At 41.0% G+C, this 16,295-nt stretch carries 17 protein-coding genes and 1 other annotated feature; of the genes, 13 read left to right on the top strand and 4 right to left on the bottom strand.

What is annotated here, in order from left to right:
* Positions 1–21: 21 nt before the first annotated feature.
* A complete protein-coding gene (mnmM, locus tag C6344_RS09455; RefSeq protein ID WP_060597056.1) occupies positions 22–597 on the bottom strand; it encodes a tRNA 5-(aminomethyl)-2-thiouridylate-methyltransferase MnmM in 576 nt (191 codons plus the stop codon).
* Positions 594–1,559, bottom strand: a complete 966-nt coding sequence (mnmL, locus tag C6344_RS09450) for a tRNA modification radical SAM protein MnmL/YtqA (protein ID WP_003217704.1) — start codon at positions 1,557–1,559, stop codon at positions 594–596. The genes mnmM and mnmL overlap by 4 nt, the downstream gene beginning before the upstream one ends.
* Before the next feature lie 152 nt (positions 1,560–1,711).
* Here mnmL and C6344_RS09445 point away from each other — a divergent pair, with 152 nt between their 5' ends.
* From C6344_RS09445 to C6344_RS09415, 7 genes are all read left to right on the top strand, one after another.
* Positions 1,712–1,987: a YtzC family protein gene (locus C6344_RS09445; protein WP_034665376.1), complete on the top strand. Its 276-nt coding sequence runs from the start codon at positions 1,712–1,714 to the stop codon at positions 1,985–1,987.
* Positions 1,988–2,129: 142 nt separating this feature from the next.
* Positions 2,130–2,309 (top strand): hypothetical protein, encoded by a 180-nt coding sequence (locus tag C6344_RS09440; protein ID WP_034665379.1) that lies wholly within the window; start codon positions 2,130–2,132, stop codon positions 2,307–2,309.
* A 17-nt stretch (positions 2,310–2,326) separates the two neighbouring features.
* Positions 2,327–2,719 (top strand): GntR family transcriptional regulator, encoded by a 393-nt coding sequence (locus C6344_RS09435; RefSeq protein ID WP_034665384.1) that lies wholly within the window; start codon positions 2,327–2,329, stop codon positions 2,717–2,719.
* Positions 2,712–3,590, top strand: a complete 879-nt coding sequence (locus C6344_RS09430; RefSeq protein WP_060597055.1) for an ATP-binding cassette domain-containing protein — start codon at positions 2,712–2,714, stop codon at positions 3,588–3,590. The genes C6344_RS09435 and C6344_RS09430 overlap by 8 nt, the downstream gene beginning before the upstream one ends.
* Positions 3,584–4,570, top strand: a complete 987-nt coding sequence (locus tag C6344_RS09425; RefSeq protein ID WP_106036990.1) for an ABC transporter permease subunit — start codon at positions 3,584–3,586, stop codon at positions 4,568–4,570. The genes C6344_RS09430 and C6344_RS09425 overlap by 7 nt, the downstream gene beginning before the upstream one ends.
* A 20-nt stretch (positions 4,571–4,590) precedes the next feature.
* Positions 4,591–5,289 (top strand): ABC transporter ATP-binding protein, encoded by a 699-nt coding sequence (locus tag C6344_RS09420; protein WP_106071948.1) that lies wholly within the window; start codon positions 4,591–4,593, stop codon positions 5,287–5,289.
* A complete protein-coding gene (locus C6344_RS09415) occupies positions 5,279–6,589 on the top strand; it encodes an ABC transporter permease (RefSeq protein ID WP_060597052.1) in 1,311 nt (436 codons plus the stop codon). Before C6344_RS09420 ends, C6344_RS09415 begins: the two co-directional genes overlap by 11 nt.
* Before the next feature lie 62 nt (positions 6,590–6,651).
* On the opposite strand, the gene C6344_RS09410 is transcribed toward C6344_RS09415, so the two are convergent.
* Entirely contained in the window at positions 6,652–7,353 is a 702-nt protein-coding gene (locus tag C6344_RS09410) for a coiled-coil domain-containing protein (protein WP_106048480.1), read from the bottom strand.
* A gap of 84 nt (positions 7,354–7,437) precedes the next feature.
* The gene (gene ytvA, locus C6344_RS09405; protein ID WP_060597051.1) at positions 7,438–8,241 is read right to left on the bottom strand and encodes a YtvA family blue-light photoreceptor; all 804 of its coding nucleotides are present in this window, start codon (positions 8,239–8,241) and stop codon (positions 7,438–7,440) included.
* A 426-nt stretch (positions 8,242–8,667) separates the two neighbouring features.
* Here ytvA and C6344_RS09400 point away from each other — a divergent pair, with 426 nt between their 5' ends.
* The 6 genes from C6344_RS09400 to C6344_RS09375 all read left to right on the top strand — a co-directional run bounded on the left by C6344_RS09400 (position 8,668) and on the right by C6344_RS09375 (position 16,271).
* Positions 8,668–8,997, top strand: coding sequence for a DUF4257 domain-containing protein (locus tag C6344_RS09400; RefSeq protein ID WP_223249904.1), 330 nt, complete (start codon positions 8,668–8,670; stop codon positions 8,995–8,997).
* Positions 8,998–9,100: 103 nt separating this feature from the next.
* Positions 9,101–9,322: a binding site (T-box leader), on the top strand.
* Positions 9,323–9,419: 97 nt separating this feature from the next.
* Positions 9,420–11,834 (top strand): leucine--tRNA ligase, encoded by a 2,415-nt coding sequence (gene leuS, locus C6344_RS09395; RefSeq protein WP_034665405.1) that lies wholly within the window; start codon positions 9,420–9,422, stop codon positions 11,832–11,834.
* Positions 11,835–11,964: 130 nt separating this feature from the next.
* Positions 11,965–12,867 (top strand): dienelactone hydrolase family protein, encoded by a 903-nt coding sequence (locus C6344_RS09390; RefSeq protein ID WP_060597050.1) that lies wholly within the window; start codon positions 11,965–11,967, stop codon positions 12,865–12,867.
* Between the two features lie 46 nt (positions 12,868–12,913).
* Positions 12,914–13,666 (top strand): NAD-dependent epimerase/dehydratase family protein, encoded by a 753-nt coding sequence (locus C6344_RS09385; RefSeq protein WP_034665411.1) that lies wholly within the window; start codon positions 12,914–12,916, stop codon positions 13,664–13,666.
* A 219-nt stretch (positions 13,667–13,885) separates the two neighbouring features.
* Complete coding sequence (locus C6344_RS09380; RefSeq protein WP_087976618.1) at positions 13,886–14,746, top strand: carbohydrate ABC transporter permease; 861 nt, start codon at positions 13,886–13,888, stop codon at positions 14,744–14,746.
* 25 nt (positions 14,747–14,771) lie between these two features.
* Positions 14,772–16,271 (top strand): extracellular solute-binding protein, encoded by a 1,500-nt coding sequence (locus C6344_RS09375; RefSeq protein ID WP_106072890.1) that lies wholly within the window; start codon positions 14,772–14,774, stop codon positions 16,269–16,271.
* Positions 16,272–16,295: the final 24 nt, after the last annotated feature.

Below are 16,295 nucleotides of genomic sequence, written 5' to 3'. Positions count from 1 at the left end.
CAATAATCTGAGCTCAGATCATTAGGATTTGAGCTTTTTTTCAATGGCGACCACAAAAGGCGGGTCGTTTTGAATATTCATGTATTGATATGATAAAACTTGTGCCTCTTCATGAGGAAGTGATCTGCAATAGTCAAGAAGTACTTCTTTTTCTCTTTTTCCTTCGGAGTGTCCATGGTAAATCACAAGGACGATCAGACCGCCGGGTTTAAGCCAGTCGAGGAGCTGCTCGATGGCTTCGATGGTTGTATGAGCCTGAGTGGTGACGGCTTTATCGCCTCCGGGCAGGTACCCAAGGTTAAACACCGCACCAGAAATATGTCCATAAACATCCTTTGGCAGGTGATGAGCCAGTTTTTCATGCCCATCGTGAATCAGATGAACGTAAGGATATCCCTCGCCAAGCCTTTTTCTCGTCTGCTGTAGGGCTTCCTCTTGTACGTCGAATGCGAAAACTTGTCCATCATTTCCTACAAGATCAGCTAAATAGCGTGTATCGTGGCCATTTCCCATCGTTGCATCAATGACGATGTCGCCTTTTTGACAAGCCCGTTCTAACAGCTCTTTACTAAAAGGGAGCATGCGTTTCAAAATCATTTGGCTGCTTCTTCCAATCTGACGAAACGTTTGCCTTGGTAGCTGTTACGTCTTTCGAGCTCAGCATTAATGGCATTTAGTACTTCCCACTTGTTTACACTCCACATCGGACCAACCATTAATTCAATTGGGCCATCCCCTGTAATGCGGTGAATAATCATTTCTGGCGGCAGGATCTCCAGTTGATCACAAACAAGCTGAACATATTCTTCCTGGCTTAGAAACTCCAATTTGCCTTTTTCGTATTGCTTGACCATTGGGGTTCCTTTTAAAAGGTGAAGTAAATGAATTTTAATTCCTTGCACATCTAAATCTGCGACAGCTTTTGCTGTTTCCATCATCATGTCCCGGTTTTCTAGAGGCAGTCCGTTGATGATATGCGAGCAGACACGAATTCCGTGTTTTCGCAGTTTTTCTACACCTTCTACGTAGCATTCATAATCATGGGCACGGTTAATGAGCATCGCTGTACGTTCATGAACCGTTTGAAGACCAAGCTCTACCCAGAGATAAGTGCGCTCATTTAATTCGGCTAAATACTCCACCACGTCATCTGGCAGGCAGTCAGGTCTTGTCGCAATAGATAAACCAACCACTCCATCCAGATTCATGACGGTTTCAAATTTTTCTTTTAGAACAGGAAGCGGGGCGTGTGTGTTTGTATACGCTTGAAAATACGCCATATATTTTCCGTCTTTCCATTTTGTGTGCATCCGGTCTTTGATTTCGTTAAATTGAGTGATGAGATCATCAGCCCGGTTTCCTGCAAAATCACCAGACCCAGCTGCACTGCAAAATGTACAGCCTCCGTGGGCTACAGTACCATCACGGTTTGGGCAGTCAAAGCCGCCGTCTAAGGCCACTTTAAATACTTTATGACCAAAGTGCTCTCGCAAATGATAGTTCCATGTGTGATAGCGTTTTTCGCTGTTTGAATATAAAAAAGGGTTATGCTGATCCAAGTCAGTAACCTCCTTGCGTAATAATAGGCATCCTTAAAGTTTAACAAAAATCATGAAGGAGGACAATTGAATCTGTCCAACATTTTCTTTAGTGAAAAAGCTTTACGTGGGCAAAATAGGCGGGAGCAATGATGAAATGGAGGGAATGCAAGATGGCAACAAGGCAGTCGATCGATGAATTTATCCAAAAAAGTACTGAAACCCTTGAGTTTGCAAATGAGCAATTTGATTTGAACTTACGCCAAGAGCATTATAATGAGGACGAATTTTCTAAGGCGCAGCTTATGCTTGAAGATGCGGTGAACGAATTAGAAAAATTAAAAGATGTCGCCAATGATCAGCAAAGAGAGCGATTAGACAGGGCGCGTGTTCAAATTCAAAGCTTGCAAAATCAAATGATTTTAGGTATTTCTTACGACAACGAATGATGAACAGATCCTTTTTTTAAGGGTCTGTTTTTTATTTTTTAAAAGGCTATTGACTTTTTGGCTGAGTGTCTTTATTGTGTTAGGTGTACTACAACAACTAATACACTAAAGACACTTAAAAAGTGAAGAAAGGTGTTCAACCATGAAAAAAGAAAAAAAACCAATCAATTTGAAGTGGATGGTGCTGGCTGTTGCGTTAGCATGTACATTTTTTTTCGTTCTCGTTTTCATTGGTTTTGAAGTTCAAAAAGATTTGATACCTAATTCAATCCCTTTAATGCAAGGGCATGAACAAGCGATAGGACTGCAAAAGCATGAATGAGGAAAGAGGGAGCCATCATGATTCAAATAGATCCACGAAGCGCTGCGCCATTATATGAACAAATCATTGAGCAGTTGAAAATTTTATGTCTAAAAGGTGTAATGAAACCTGGTGACAAACTGCCCTCTGTCAGAGAGCTCGCCACCATTATCATCGCCAACCCAAACACCGTCAGTAAAGCATATAAAGAGCTTGAGCGGGAAGGGATTATTGAAACACTAAGAGGCCGCGGTACGTATGTAACAGAAGGGGCTCAGTTAAAGCTGAATGAAGGGAAGGTGTTGGAGATGAAGGAGCAATTAAAACAACTCATCATAGAAGCTCATTATGCCGGTATTGATATTCAACAACTGAAGGAATGGATAGAAGAGATCGGCTCAAGTCTTGAGGGAGGAAAACAAGTTGATTGAGGTTAGAAATGTATCAAAGACATTAAATGGACGTGAAGTACTCAGTAACGTTTCCTTCAAAATAGGCGAAGGTGAGATCTTCGGTCTGCTAGGCAGGAATGGCTCAGGAAAAACAACACTTCTCCGCTTGATTCAGCAAATTCTTCTTCCAGATGAAGGAGAGATTTATTTTAAAGACGTGCTTGTGAAAGACCATCCTTTAGTGAAGCAAAATATTGTGTATATGCCAGTCGTCAATCCCTACTTTGACAGATACAATTACGGACAGCTTGTCCAGCTGTTAAAGCATATTTATCCGAAGTTTGACGTGACATATGCCAATGAGCTTGTGAACCGCTATGAAATTCCGGAAAAAGTGAAATATCGTGAACTATCGACAGGGTTAAAAAAACAGCTGTCATTAATTTTAAGCTTTGCGATCAAGCCAGCGGTGATTTTGTTAGATGAACCGACAGATGGAATTGATGCCGTCACAAGAAATGATGTTCTTCAGCTCATGATCGACGAGGTAGCGGAACGTGAAACATCGATTCTCATTACATCGCACCGATTAGAGGATATTGAGCGTATGTGTAACCGAATCGGGTTTTTAGAAGGAAATGAACTCACAAGTGTCATGGATCTAGATGAATTAAAGAATGATTATGTCAAAATTCAGATGGCTTTTGAAGAAGATATGAACTTGAGTATACGAAAAAATGGCGTTGCTATATTAGATCAAGCGGGCATTTTTTATACAGCGCTTGTTCTTAAAACCGATGTAGAGGCTAAAGAGTACTTGAAGTCGCTGCAGCCAAAAGTATGGCATGAACTGCCTGTGAATTTAGAAGAAGTATTCATTGCAAAGTTTGGAGGGAAACGGAGATGGTAAAGCGGCAATTATTATATAAGGAGTGGAAGCAATCAGAGCTGACATTTATTTTAGTGATGCTGGTTGCGGCGCTTGCGACGCCCTTTGCATTCTTAATGGAATATTCGTCTTTTCAAACGTGCATAAACGATACAGTTTGTATTACGGATTCACCACGTTTTTCTTATATCTTTAAGACGGATGCTTTTCTCTCCCTTTCATGGTTAATGGGAATTTTCTTTGCTGTGATTCAGCTTGGATTTGAGAGAAATAAAGGGCAGATGGATTTTACCTTATCCTTGCCATTTAGCAGAAGTACGATTTATCACACTAAGTTCTTCTTAGGCGCTGGAATCATTGCGATTATTCATGCCGTCTCATATGTTCTCACTTATTTACTTATATTAGGCCTTAATCCATTAGAGGTACCTGGTTTTAACAGCGGTTATTTCTTTTCGCTGCTGTCCTCTTGGATGATGTATAGCTTGTTTTTTGCAGCTGGTACTTTAACAGGAAGTGCTATTTCCCAGGCAATCGTTGCATTTAGCACAGCTATTTTACCCTTTTTAGTGATTGGACTACCGATCGTTCATTTAGATTTTATCATGAAAACAAGTGGAATGTGGATGGATCGGATCTTCAATTATTTGATCTCGCCTATTTCTCCAATTACTTATATCACCACTGAACGTTTTCAACATGAATATCCACTTTGGTTCACTGGTGAAGAATTCATCGTACCCATTGTGATGATGATTGTATTTTATCTCATTGGTTTGCTTAGCTTTATGAAGCATCCGATTGAACGAAATGGCCGGTTCTTCCTTTACTCAAAAATGGATAGACCTATTCAGATTATGGTCATTGTCTTCGGTGTTCTAGGATTTGGATGGGTTGGATTTTCTTCTGATAATTCCATGTTTGGTTATATCACTGGCATGTTAATAGGCGGCGTTGTAGGTGCACTAACAAGTTATTTCTTAATATATCGAAAAAGATAAACAGAGAGTAGGGAGTAGAGATGATTCAGGTTCAAGCGTTAGATCATGTGTTTAAAATTGGTAAAAAGGGCAGAGAGAATGAAATTCCTGTGCTGAAAGGGATTGACCTATCCATCAAAAGAGGCGACATTGCTTGTATTGTGGGACGAAGTGGTTCGGGGAAATCTACCCTTTTGAACTTAATTTCAGGATATATTACGCCAACGAGCGGACAAATTGTCATTGATGGTACCGATGTGACCGGCTTTAATGAAAAAGAATGGGCGGACTTCCGCTTAGATCACTTTGGCTTTATCTTTCAAAGCTTTCAATTGATCGGGAGCTTAACGACGTATGAAAATGTTGAACTTCCGCTCACTTTAAAAGGTGTGAAGCCGTCTGAACGAAAGACGAAAGTAAAAGAAATGCTGAAACGAGTAGGCCTCGAACATCATACAGGGCATTACCCGAATGAGTTGTCCGGCGGGCAGCAACAGCGTGTGAGTATTGCAAGAGCCTTGATTTTAAATCCATCTATTATATTAGCGGATGAACCAACAGGCAGTCTAGATTCAGAAACCGAAGCAGAAATTCTAGCCTTTATCCAGCAGCTCAATCGTGAAAAAGGAATCACGTTTGTCATCATTACACATGACGATGAAGTCGCTTCAATTGCAGATACAACGTTCCAGCTTCATGATGGTGTATTAAAGAAAGGGGAACAGACCATTGAAATTTAGAGATCAGGTCAAATTCATTAGAAGAAACATGAAGAAAAATAGATTGCGTGTGTTTATGACCATTCTTGCGACGACAATGGCATGCTCTTTCTTAATCGTTCTAGCATCTGTCGGTTTTGGTTTGCAAAAATCGGCGCAAGATGAAATCATGAAACAGCAAATCATCACTGAAGTGAAAGTGTTAGGCAAGGAAAAAGGTGCCGTCAAGGTAGATGATTTAAAGAAATATGACCATGTGAAATCTGTCGTCTCAAGAACGTCTCTCGTTCCATCGGTAAACGTCGAGCTCGATGACCGCTCAAGTGAAACGCAGGCTGCTCTGACCGATATGAAAGAGGAAAAAGAAGCAGGGCTTGAACTAGACAGAGGGAAAGTCCCAACATCAGCAAACGAAATTGTGGTTGGGTATCATATGGCTGAACTTCTCTGGACGGATAAAGAGCGCAAAGCCTATGAAAAAGAATTAAATCAAACGTCAAACGGTGAAGAAGAACCAAAAGAGCCAAAAGGCTACACGAAAGATATTTTAAATAAAGTGATTCAAATCAAGGTACCAAAACTCAACGAAGAAAATGAAGTCGTCAAAGAAAAAACATTTGATTTCCGTGTAGTAGGAGTCATGAAAAAGCCAAATTTGGAGTGGCAGCAGGATCATAAAATTCTCATTCCGAATGCGTATGAAAAGGAATTTGGTCAAATACTTGATCTATCTCCTGAAGCAGGAAATGTCGAGAAAATGACCTCTGTCTATGCAGATAAATTCGACAATGTCGGTGCACTCACGAATAAGCTGACAGATGAGGGCTACCAAGTCATCTCTGTGACGAATCAGCTCGAAGGTATGGATATGTTCTTTACTGTCTTCAAAATTGGACTCATTTTTGTCGGCTGTATCGCAGTCATTATTTCTGCAATTGGTATTTTTAATACGATGACAATGGCAGTAACAGAGCGAACACAAGAGATTGGGATTATGAAAGCCATTGGTGCGAATCCATCGATTATCAAGCGAATGTTCCTCATGGAAAGTGCTTATATTGGGGTGATCGGGTCGATCATCGGTATTATCATCTCATATATCATTAGTTTCGCCGTCAATTTAATCATTCCAGCCATTTTGTCGTCCATGTCAGAGGGAGGGTCAAGCGATCAATTCTCGATCACCTTCTCCTATATTCCGCTCAGCCTTGTGATCACAGCAACAGTGATTAGCGCAGGGGTAGCGATCCTTTCAGGGCTTAATCCGGCACGTAAAGCAACAAAAACGAATGTATTAGCAGCATTAAGAAGAGAAATCTAAAAAAAGAACCTCCTAAGACACCCGATTGGGCTGACAGGAGGTTCTTTTTTTGTGACACATGGCTATTGCTTAGGTGCCCGGTACCCTGCACGTTCTGCCTCTTCTACGGAGCAGAATAGTTCGGTTACATTTTTTGTTCTAGAGTAGTATCTGCTACTCGGTGTGTGATAAATGCCATTGACACTTCCTTTGATGTTACAGGCTGCTGATTCTTTTTTTGTTTCCTTCTGCGATTCATGACCGCCTGTACTTTTTCCTTCATCTTTAGGAGCGGAGCGCTGAACAGTGGAAGACTTCGTATCGCTGCTGCTTTTCTTGTTCTCTTTTTTGAGTGTTTCATTGCTTGAGGCAAGCTTGTCTATTTTCTCTTCAAGCGCTTGAATGGTCTTTTCTTGCTTTTTGACTGTTTCTTTTTCTGAGGTGATGGTTTCTAGCTTTTTAGCTAGTTTTTCTTTATCCTTTGTTGCGTCCTCTAAAGAGGCAGTAAGCTCCTCTTTATCAGCTTTTAAGCGCGATATGTCAGATGTGAGCTGCTTTTGATCCTTTAACAGCTGTTCTGAAGATGGATCTGCTTGTGCCTTCGGTGCATCTGTGGCAGCAAACGGTAATGACATAATGGAAAAGACGAGACCCAAGATCAAAAAAGGATAAAATAGTTTCTTTGAAAAGATATGCTCGTTCTGGTGTTTGAGTAATAAGAAATTGACGGCATATCCTATGGCGAAACAAACACATAAAAGACCTATGATGAGTAACATCATCATCTAGAAGCCCCCCTAAATCTCTATTTACTCCTATCATACCTCATTTTTCCATTTTTAGGGGCGGTTTAACTAAAAAAGCCCTGTTTACACAGGGTTTTCAGCTAATGGTAATCCTTTGATTGCTTCCTTAACCGTCAAATATGTGATCGCATCCTGGAAATCTGTATCCAAGTCTTTCATTTTCATCGCAAGCTGCGGTTTGATCCCTGTGATGATCAGTTCGGTTCCAGTTAAACTGAGAAGATGATGCAGCTTGAAAATGCGTCCTGCAACGGAATCATCGACATCGATTAAGCCAGAAAGATCGACAATTAAATAATCATCCTTTGAATCATCTAATATACAAGTTAACTTCGCAACAATGGCATCAAAGCGTTCTTCAGATAGTTTTCCAATGAGTGGTAGAGCAGATACACCATTTTTGATTGGGACGATTGGCGTCGAAAGAGAGGTGACTTCCTGTAAGGAATCTTCTAGGAGTTGTTCATATTCTTTCTGTTTCGTAATATCCTTTTGAAAGCCAATGAAAAATGTTTTATCATCTTGTTCAATGTATAGAGGATCTATATTGAGTTCATTCCAAAAAAAAGTACCGTCTTTTTTATAATTTTTTAGCTGTGTGGTAATAGGTATTTTATTCTGTATTCCATGACGTATTAAATCAAGCTGCTCTTGATCTGTGTCTTTTCCTTGAAGGAATCGACAATTACGCCCAAGAATCTCATCTGGTTTGTATCCAGTCATGTGTGTAAAGCCATGGTTCACATAAACGATAGGGTTATCCTCTAAAGAAGGGTCTGTAATGACAACACCGATCCGCGCATGATCTAGCGCTTTTTTTATGAGTTCAAGCTGTTTTTGCAAGCCGAAGATGTTCGAGCTGACCATATTACCCTCCTTTGCTGCTACTAGCAGACATATCAAATGGCTGTCTTTTCAACCAAAAGTATTCCTTAATAACGTAACATAACATATGTTCTGTTTCAATGATTGCAATGGCTTTGTTAAATTTGTCATCATAGTTTGTCCTCCATTAGAATATAGTAAGTAAGGAGACTTTTCTTTAGAAAAAGAAGGAATCAATTGCTCATAATTCATAAAATGACAAAAATAGTTAATATGGATTAGGTAAAAATGATTCCAATGCATCAAGATTGTTTTTGGGTCATTCACATATAATGGAAGAAACAAGCTTTTTTTCTTCGTTAGAGAGAATAGACCTTTTACATGGATTATGACGGAACAGCAGAATGGCATTACAGGGGGCTGGACAGCCTGAAGTCGCTTTACTATTCTAAGGGCTTTAGGAAGGTGATGAAAATGCTGCAACAAGTCATTATTGCTTGCGCCATTGGAGGGGTCATGGGCATTCTCGGTCACGTAAAGAAAAAAGGCAGGCTAGAGAAGCCCAGAATGACAAAAAAGTTTATTTATTTAGGGTTTATTGAAGATTGGCTCGTTGGGATGATTGCCGCTACACTGCTTGTCTTATCCTCAAATCCCGATTCTAGTCTGCACTTGGTCATCTTATCAATTATTTCAGGTTACGGAGGAGAAGCAGTTCTGCGAAGCTTTGATTTTGTAAGAGAACAGCGTTCACAGGATGCAGACTCCAACCGTCATAACCGATCTCCACACGAATAATATCCTCTACTTTACCCTGATCTAGGGTACATTCCCATTGTATACAAACCTGCTTGCACTTATGATCATAATTCTATAAAATACTACTTAGATGACGGTTACGATAAGAACAGTGAAGAGGAGTAGTAGGAAAGCAGTATTTGTCTTTAGAGAATTGACGGCTGGTGAAAGTCAATCAAATCTGCTTCTGAACTCGCCTCAGAGTTGCAGTTGCGTTAAAGCTTCTGTCGCATGTCTGCGTTAAAGATATTAAGTGAGCGTACAAACAGAAAGTGACGCTAACAAGGGTGGTACCGCGGGAACCAAAAAATCTCTCGTCCCTTTCCAGGGATGAGGGTTTTTTGTTGATTTTAGAAAAATCTGAATTCTTGCAGTGGTCATCTGAGCAGATACAGCCGTACATATTAAAGGAGGTTTTCACATTGAGTTTTCAGCATCGGGAAATTGAAAAGAAGTGGCAGGATTATTGGCTGACACATAAAACATTCGCCACATCTGACTCGGAAGATAAACCAAAGTTCTATGCGCTTGATATGTTTCCATACCCATCAGGAGCAGGGCTTCATGTCGGGCACCCTGAGGGCTACACAGCAACGGATATTTTATCACGCATGAAACGTATGCAGGGATATGATGTTCTTCATCCAATGGGATGGGACGCATTTGGTCTTCCAGCAGAACAGTATGCACTAGATACAGGGAATGATCCAGCGGTCTTTACAGAAGAGAACATCAATAACTTCCGCCGCCAAATTCAATCACTAGGATTCTCATATGATTGGGATCGAGAAATCAACACGACTGATCCGAATTATTATAAATGGACACAATGGATTTTCTTGAAATTGTACGAAAAGGGATTGGCGTATATCGATGAAGTACCAGTGAACTGGTGCCCGGCGCTTGGTACAGTTCTTGCAAATGAAGAAGTCATTGATGGAAAAAGTGAACGCGGAGGGCATCCAGTTGAAAGACGTCCGATGAAGCAATGGATGCTGAAGATTACGGCATATGCGGACAGGCTGTTAGAAGATTTAGAAGACATTGATTGGCCTGAAAGCATCAAAGATATGCAGCGTAACTGGATCGGACGTTCAGAAGGTGCACACGTTCATTTCGAAGTAGAAGGACATGACGAACAGTTTACTGTTTTCACAACGCGTCCGGATACATTATTTGGTGCAACATATGCGGTACTTGCACCAGAACATGCACTTGTTGAAAAAATTACAACAGCTGCTCAAAAAGAAGCAGTCGAAGCATATATCAAAGAAATTCAATCAAAGAGCGACTTAGAGCGGACAGATCTTGCAAAAACGAAGACGGGTATTTTCACAGGCGCTTATGCCATCAATCCATTAAATGGTGAAAAGATGCCGATCTGGATTGCAGATTACGTGCTGGCTACTTATGGAACAGGCGCGATTATGGCGGTACCTGCCCATGATGAGCGTGACTATGAATTCGCCAAAACATTTGATCTTCCAATCAAGGAAGTTGTAGAAGGCGGAGACATTGAAAAAGAAGCTTACACAGGTGATGGAAAACACATTAACTCTGATTTCCTCAATGGATTAGGAAAAGAAGAAGCGATTGAAAAAGCCATTGCATGGCTTGAAGAACATCAAAAAGGCGAAAAGAAAGTCACATATCGTTTAAGAGACTGGCTATTTAGCCGCCAGCGTTACTGGGGTGAGCCAATTCCAATTATTCATTGGGAGGACGGAACTTCTTCAGCCGTTTCAGAGGAAGAGCTTCCACTGATTTTGCCTAAAACCACTGAGATTAAGCCAAGTGGTACAGGTGAATCACCTTTAGCCAATATCAAAGAGTGGGTTGAGGTTGTAGATCCTGTAACAGGTAAAAAAGGACGCCGCGAAACCAATACAATGCCGCAATGGGCAGGCAGCTGCTGGTATTTCTTACGTTATATTGACCCGCATAACTCAGAAAAGCTTGCATCTCCTGAGAAACTAAAGAAATGGCTTCCTGTTGATGTATATATCGGCGGAGCAGAACATGCTGTACTGCATCTTCTATATGCGCGCTTCTGGCATAAGTTCTTGTATGATATCGGTGTTGTTCCTACAAAAGAACCTTTCATGAAATTGTTCAACCAAGGAATGATTCTTGGAGAAAATAATGAAAAAATGAGTAAATCAAAAGGGAACGTTGTCAATCCAGATGATATCGTAGAATCTCATGGTGCGGATACATTACGACTTTATGAAATGTTCATGGGACCTTTAGATGCATCAATCGCTTGGTCTGAAACAGGACTTGATGGTGCTCGCCGTTTCCTTGATCGTGTATGGCGTCTATTCACAAATGAAGATGGCACAATCAGTGATAAAGTGACGGAGCAAACTGGAGGCGCATTAGAACGCAGCTATCATGAAACCGTGATGAAGGTAACGGACCATTATGAAGGCCTGCGCTTCAATACAGGGATCTCACAATTAATGGTGTTTATCAATGATGCCTACAAGGCTGATACACTGCCGAAAGAATATGCAGAAGGCTTTGTGAAACTTCTTTCTCCAATTGCACCGCACTTAGCAGAAGAGCTTTGGAATAAACTTGGTCATGAAGGGTCTATTTCTTATGAAGCATGGCCGCAATATGACGAGTCAAAGCTTGTCGACGATGAAGTAGAAATTGTCGTACAGTTGAATGGAAAAGTGAAAGCAAAATTAACCGTTCCTGCTGATGCAACAAAAGAACAGTTAGAAGAGCTTGCGAAAAATGATGCACGCGTAAAAGAACAGCTTGAAGGGAAAACCATTCGCAAAGTGATTGCGGTTCCTGGGAAGCTTGTCAATATTGTTGCGAACTAATGATGACACCCATCGGTATGAACCGGTGGGTGTTCTTTATTTCCCGGGACATAATTTTGTCGAAAACAAGGTGATTACTTCATCGACCTCGTATTTTAACAGGTGATCAAGAAAATGAGGAGTGACGTCAATGGAAAAGGAAAGCAAACGTGAACAACTGCTCAGTCTGTTAGGAGAAATGCCAGAACGCCATCGCGTGGAGGCATATACGTTAAAGATCGAGGAACGTGAATCGTATGTAGTCGAAACACTCATTCTTTCGATTCATGGTGTAGAGGAAGTGCCTGCTTATTTTGTAAAGCCAAAGGATACGGTGAAAAAAAGACCTGTTGTGCTGTTCCAGCACTCTCATGGCGGGAACTACGTGGATGGGAAGGAAGAGCTGATCAAAGGTGCTCATTATTTGCAAGCGCCTTCATATGCGAAAGAGTTCACATCAAAAGGCTATAGTGTCCTGGCTATCGATCATGCAGGGTTTGGTGAGAGAAGAGGAAGAACAGAAAGTGAAATTTTTAAGGAGATGCTTTTAACAGGAAAAGTGATGTGGGGCATGATGCTGTATGAAAGCATGTGTGCGATTGATTATGTGCTGTCTCGATCTGATGTGCTGCCGGACCGGTTAGCTGTTTTTGGAATGTCAATGGGAGGGCTTCTTTCCTGGTGGACTGCTGCGCTTGATGAGAGGGTCAGTGTGTGTATTGATCTTTGCGCACAGGTCGATCATCACACATTAATTGAAACGAACAATTTAGACAGGCATGGCTTTTATTACTATGTACCAAGCTTAGCAAAGTACTTTACAGCAGCTGATATTCAGGCAATGATTTTTCCAAGGCCGCATTTAAGCTTAGTTGGAAAACTTGATCCGCTCACGCCTGCTGAAGGCGTCGGACGCATTCAAAAGGGATTGAGTCAAACCTATCAAACTGCTTCATTGAAAGAACGGTATCAGCTTGTTGGTCTTCATGCAGGTCATTTTGAAACAGCCGCTATGCGTCACGAGGCCACTCGATTTTTGAAAAAATGGCTGTAACCCATAAAGGCTTGGACATACTACGTCAATAGAAAGGAGGAAACAGATGAAAAAGATCACGATCATTGGCGGATGCGGTGTGATAGGCCGTATATTAACAAAAGCGCTCTCTTCTGAGTACGAGATCACCATCATTGATCAAACGAGTTGTGTAAAAGGAGCCATTTTAGCAGATGCAGCGAATGAACAGGAATTATATGAGGCGATTCCGAGAGATACAGATGTCATCATGCACCTTTTAAACATGGATATGACGCATGATGTGATGAATCTTGAGGAGTTTGAAAAAATGAATGATATTTTTTGGAGGAGCTCCTATTATATGTTTCGATCAGCTGCACGTCTCGGCATACGAAAAGTCATTTTTGCAAGCAGCAATCATGTGACCGATCGTTATGAAGAGGATGGCCGCTCCTTACTAGGGCGAAATATTACAACAGACGATGTGCCAGCGACTAAAAATGTCTATGGTATTTTAAAATTTGCTTCAGAACAGCTAGGCCGTTTGTTCCACGATCAAACGGGGATGTCTGTTATTAATTTACGGATTGGAACGGTTGTGACGGATGAGATGGAGGCATTACACAAGAAACGAAGAACGAAACGAACACTTCTGTCACATGAAGATCTTATAGGGATGACAAAGGCAGCGATTGAAACGACCGTCCCCTTTGGGACATATTATGCCGTATCAGAAAACGAAGAAAAGCCCTGGTCTACGGAAAAAATAAAGCAGGAGTTAGGCTACAGACCTGATGTAAATACGACGGAAATCCTAGAAGAAAATGATCAGGCATAGGGCATAATCATGTCATTAGCTGATGATCTTATTCTTTTGTTTCATGAGCATAAAAGCACGATTGACAGGATCCATCCAGTTGGTCTGTCAAGATGATTATAGACGCTTTCTTCCCCCGTTTGTTACATTTTAATCACGATATCGTCACGGGCTGCAGCTTATTTTCGGACGAAATGATAACGCTTTCAAAGAAAGGGCGTGATGAACATAGATCGTTCTATTAAAGGCCGATTGTTCAACTTATTTAATTACTCTTTTCTACTCATGTTCGCATTAATATGTGTGCTTCCGTTCATCCATGTCATTGCAGCCTCTTTTGCTACAGTAGAAGAGGTCATCACGAAGAAGTTTATCTTGTTCCCGACCACGTTTTCTTTAGAGGCCTATCGATATATTTTCTCTACGGATATTGTGTATCGTAGCCTCATTGTGTCCATTCTTGTGACGCTCGTTGGAACAGCTGTCAGCATGTTTTTGTCCTCACTCATGGCATATGGGCTGTCTCGTCAGGAGCTAAAAGGCCGGAGAACATTGATGTTTCTCGTTGTCTTCACGATGTTGTTTAGTGGAGGTATGATTCCGACGTTTATTGTGGTGAAAACACTTGGTCTGCTTGATACCTATTGGTCACTTATTCTACCGGTTGCGATCAATGCATTCAATTTGATCATTTTGAAAAACTTCTTTCAAAACATCCCGGCAAGCCTTGAGGAATCAGCGAAGATGGATGGCTGTAACGATTTAGGGATTTTCTTTAAAATTGTGCTGCCACTTTCTTTGCCAGCTATTGCGACCATTTCACTTTTTTATGCCGTGACGTATTGGAATACGTACATGACCGCCATCCTGTATTTAAATGATTCAGTGAAATGGCCGATTCAGGTGCTGCTAAGGCAGATTGTCATTGTCTCAAGCGGAATGCAGGGAGATATGTCGGATATGGGATCATCCACACCACCGCCAGACCAAACGATTAAAATGGCTGTCATTGTGGTAGCGACCATTCCAGTTCTGCTTGTCTATCCATTTATTCAAAAGCATTTTAACAAAGGGGCATTACTAGGTTCTGTAAAAGGTTAAAAAGATGGAACAACGGAGGGATCTTATGGGGAGAAAGAAATTATGGTTGATTGCGTTTGTCCTGTTATTTGCAGCAAGCGGTATTCTATCCGCATGTTCAAGCAAAGGAACAAGTTCATCAGATGAAAAGGTTGATTTAAATAAAGAGGTAAAGCTGACCTGGATGGCTATTTTGTATCATCAGCAGCCGCCGAAGGATTCCGTCATAAAAGAGATTGAGAAGCTCACAAATACAGAGCTTGATATTACATGGGTGCCTGATGCCGTGAAGGAAGACCGTTTAAATTCCGCACTTGCCGCAGGGAATCTGCCGCAGATTGTCACGATTCAAGACATTAAGAATTCGTCTGCTATTAATGCGTTCAGATCAGGCATGTTCTGGGAAGTCGGTCCGTATTTAAAGGATTATCCAAATTTAAGTAAGATGAACGAACTGATTAATAAAAACGCCTCTATAGACGGTAAGCTTTATGGCATTTATAGAGAGAGACCACTTTCAAGACAAGGAATTGTCATTCGAAAGGATTGGCTTGAAAATTTAAATTTGGATACACCAAAAACATTGGATGATCTTTATGAGGTAGCTAAAGCTTTTACTGAAAAAGATCCGAATCAAAACGGAAAAGCGGATACAATTGGCTTTACGGATCGGAACGATTTGATTTATGGGGCATTTAAAACACTCGGTTCATATGAGGGAATGCCGACAGACTGGAAAGAAGAAAACGGCAAATTCACGCCAGACTTCATGACAGATGAGTACATGAATACAATGAAATACATGAAGAAACTGCGTGACAATGGCTATATCAACAAAGACTTCCCTGTTACAAGCAAAACACAGCAGCAGGAATTATTCTCACAAGGAAAAGCAGGGATCTATGTTGGGAATATGGTAGACGCAGTGAACTTGAGAGATGACGCGACAGATAAAAACATGGAAATAGATATCATCAACCGAATCAAAGGCCCAGATGGCAAAGAACGTGTGTGGGCATCAGGTGGTCATAATGGTATCTTTGCATTCCCTAAAACAAGCGTGAAATCAGAGGCAGAATTAAAACGGATTTTGGCCTTCTTTGACCGCATTGCAGAAGAAGATGTATATGGTCTCATGACGTACGGTATTGATGGCGAGCATTATAAGAAAGAAGAAGGGAATACATTTGTCAGAGAAGAAAGCCAAGTGAAAAGCTGGCAGACAGACGTACAGCCGCTTGTCAGTCTAGTAGGAATTGATAAACGTTACTTGAAAAATAAAGGAGATGCGGTTCGTACAAAATATGAAGAGCTAGAAGAAGACAATCAAAACATCATCGTCGCCAATCCTGCTGAAAGCCTGTATTCAGAAACAGCCTCAGAGCGAGGAAACGAGTTGAAAAAAATCATCGATGATGCGACTTATAAGTTCATTCTTGGAGACATCAGTGAAGATCAATTTAAGAAAGATGTAGAGAAGTGGAAATCAAACGGTGGTCATAAAATCATAGAAGAATATGAAGCTTCCTTTAAAAAATCAAAATGATCAACATAAACACCCCCGCACAGT

This window comes from Bacillus sp. GBSW19 (assembly GCF_002998655.1).
Taxonomy (GTDB): Bacteria; Bacillota; Bacilli; order Bacillales; family Bacillaceae; genus Bacillus.
The sequence above is the reverse complement of the archived record's forward strand: the minus strand, read 5'-3'. Positions and strand labels throughout refer to the sequence as shown.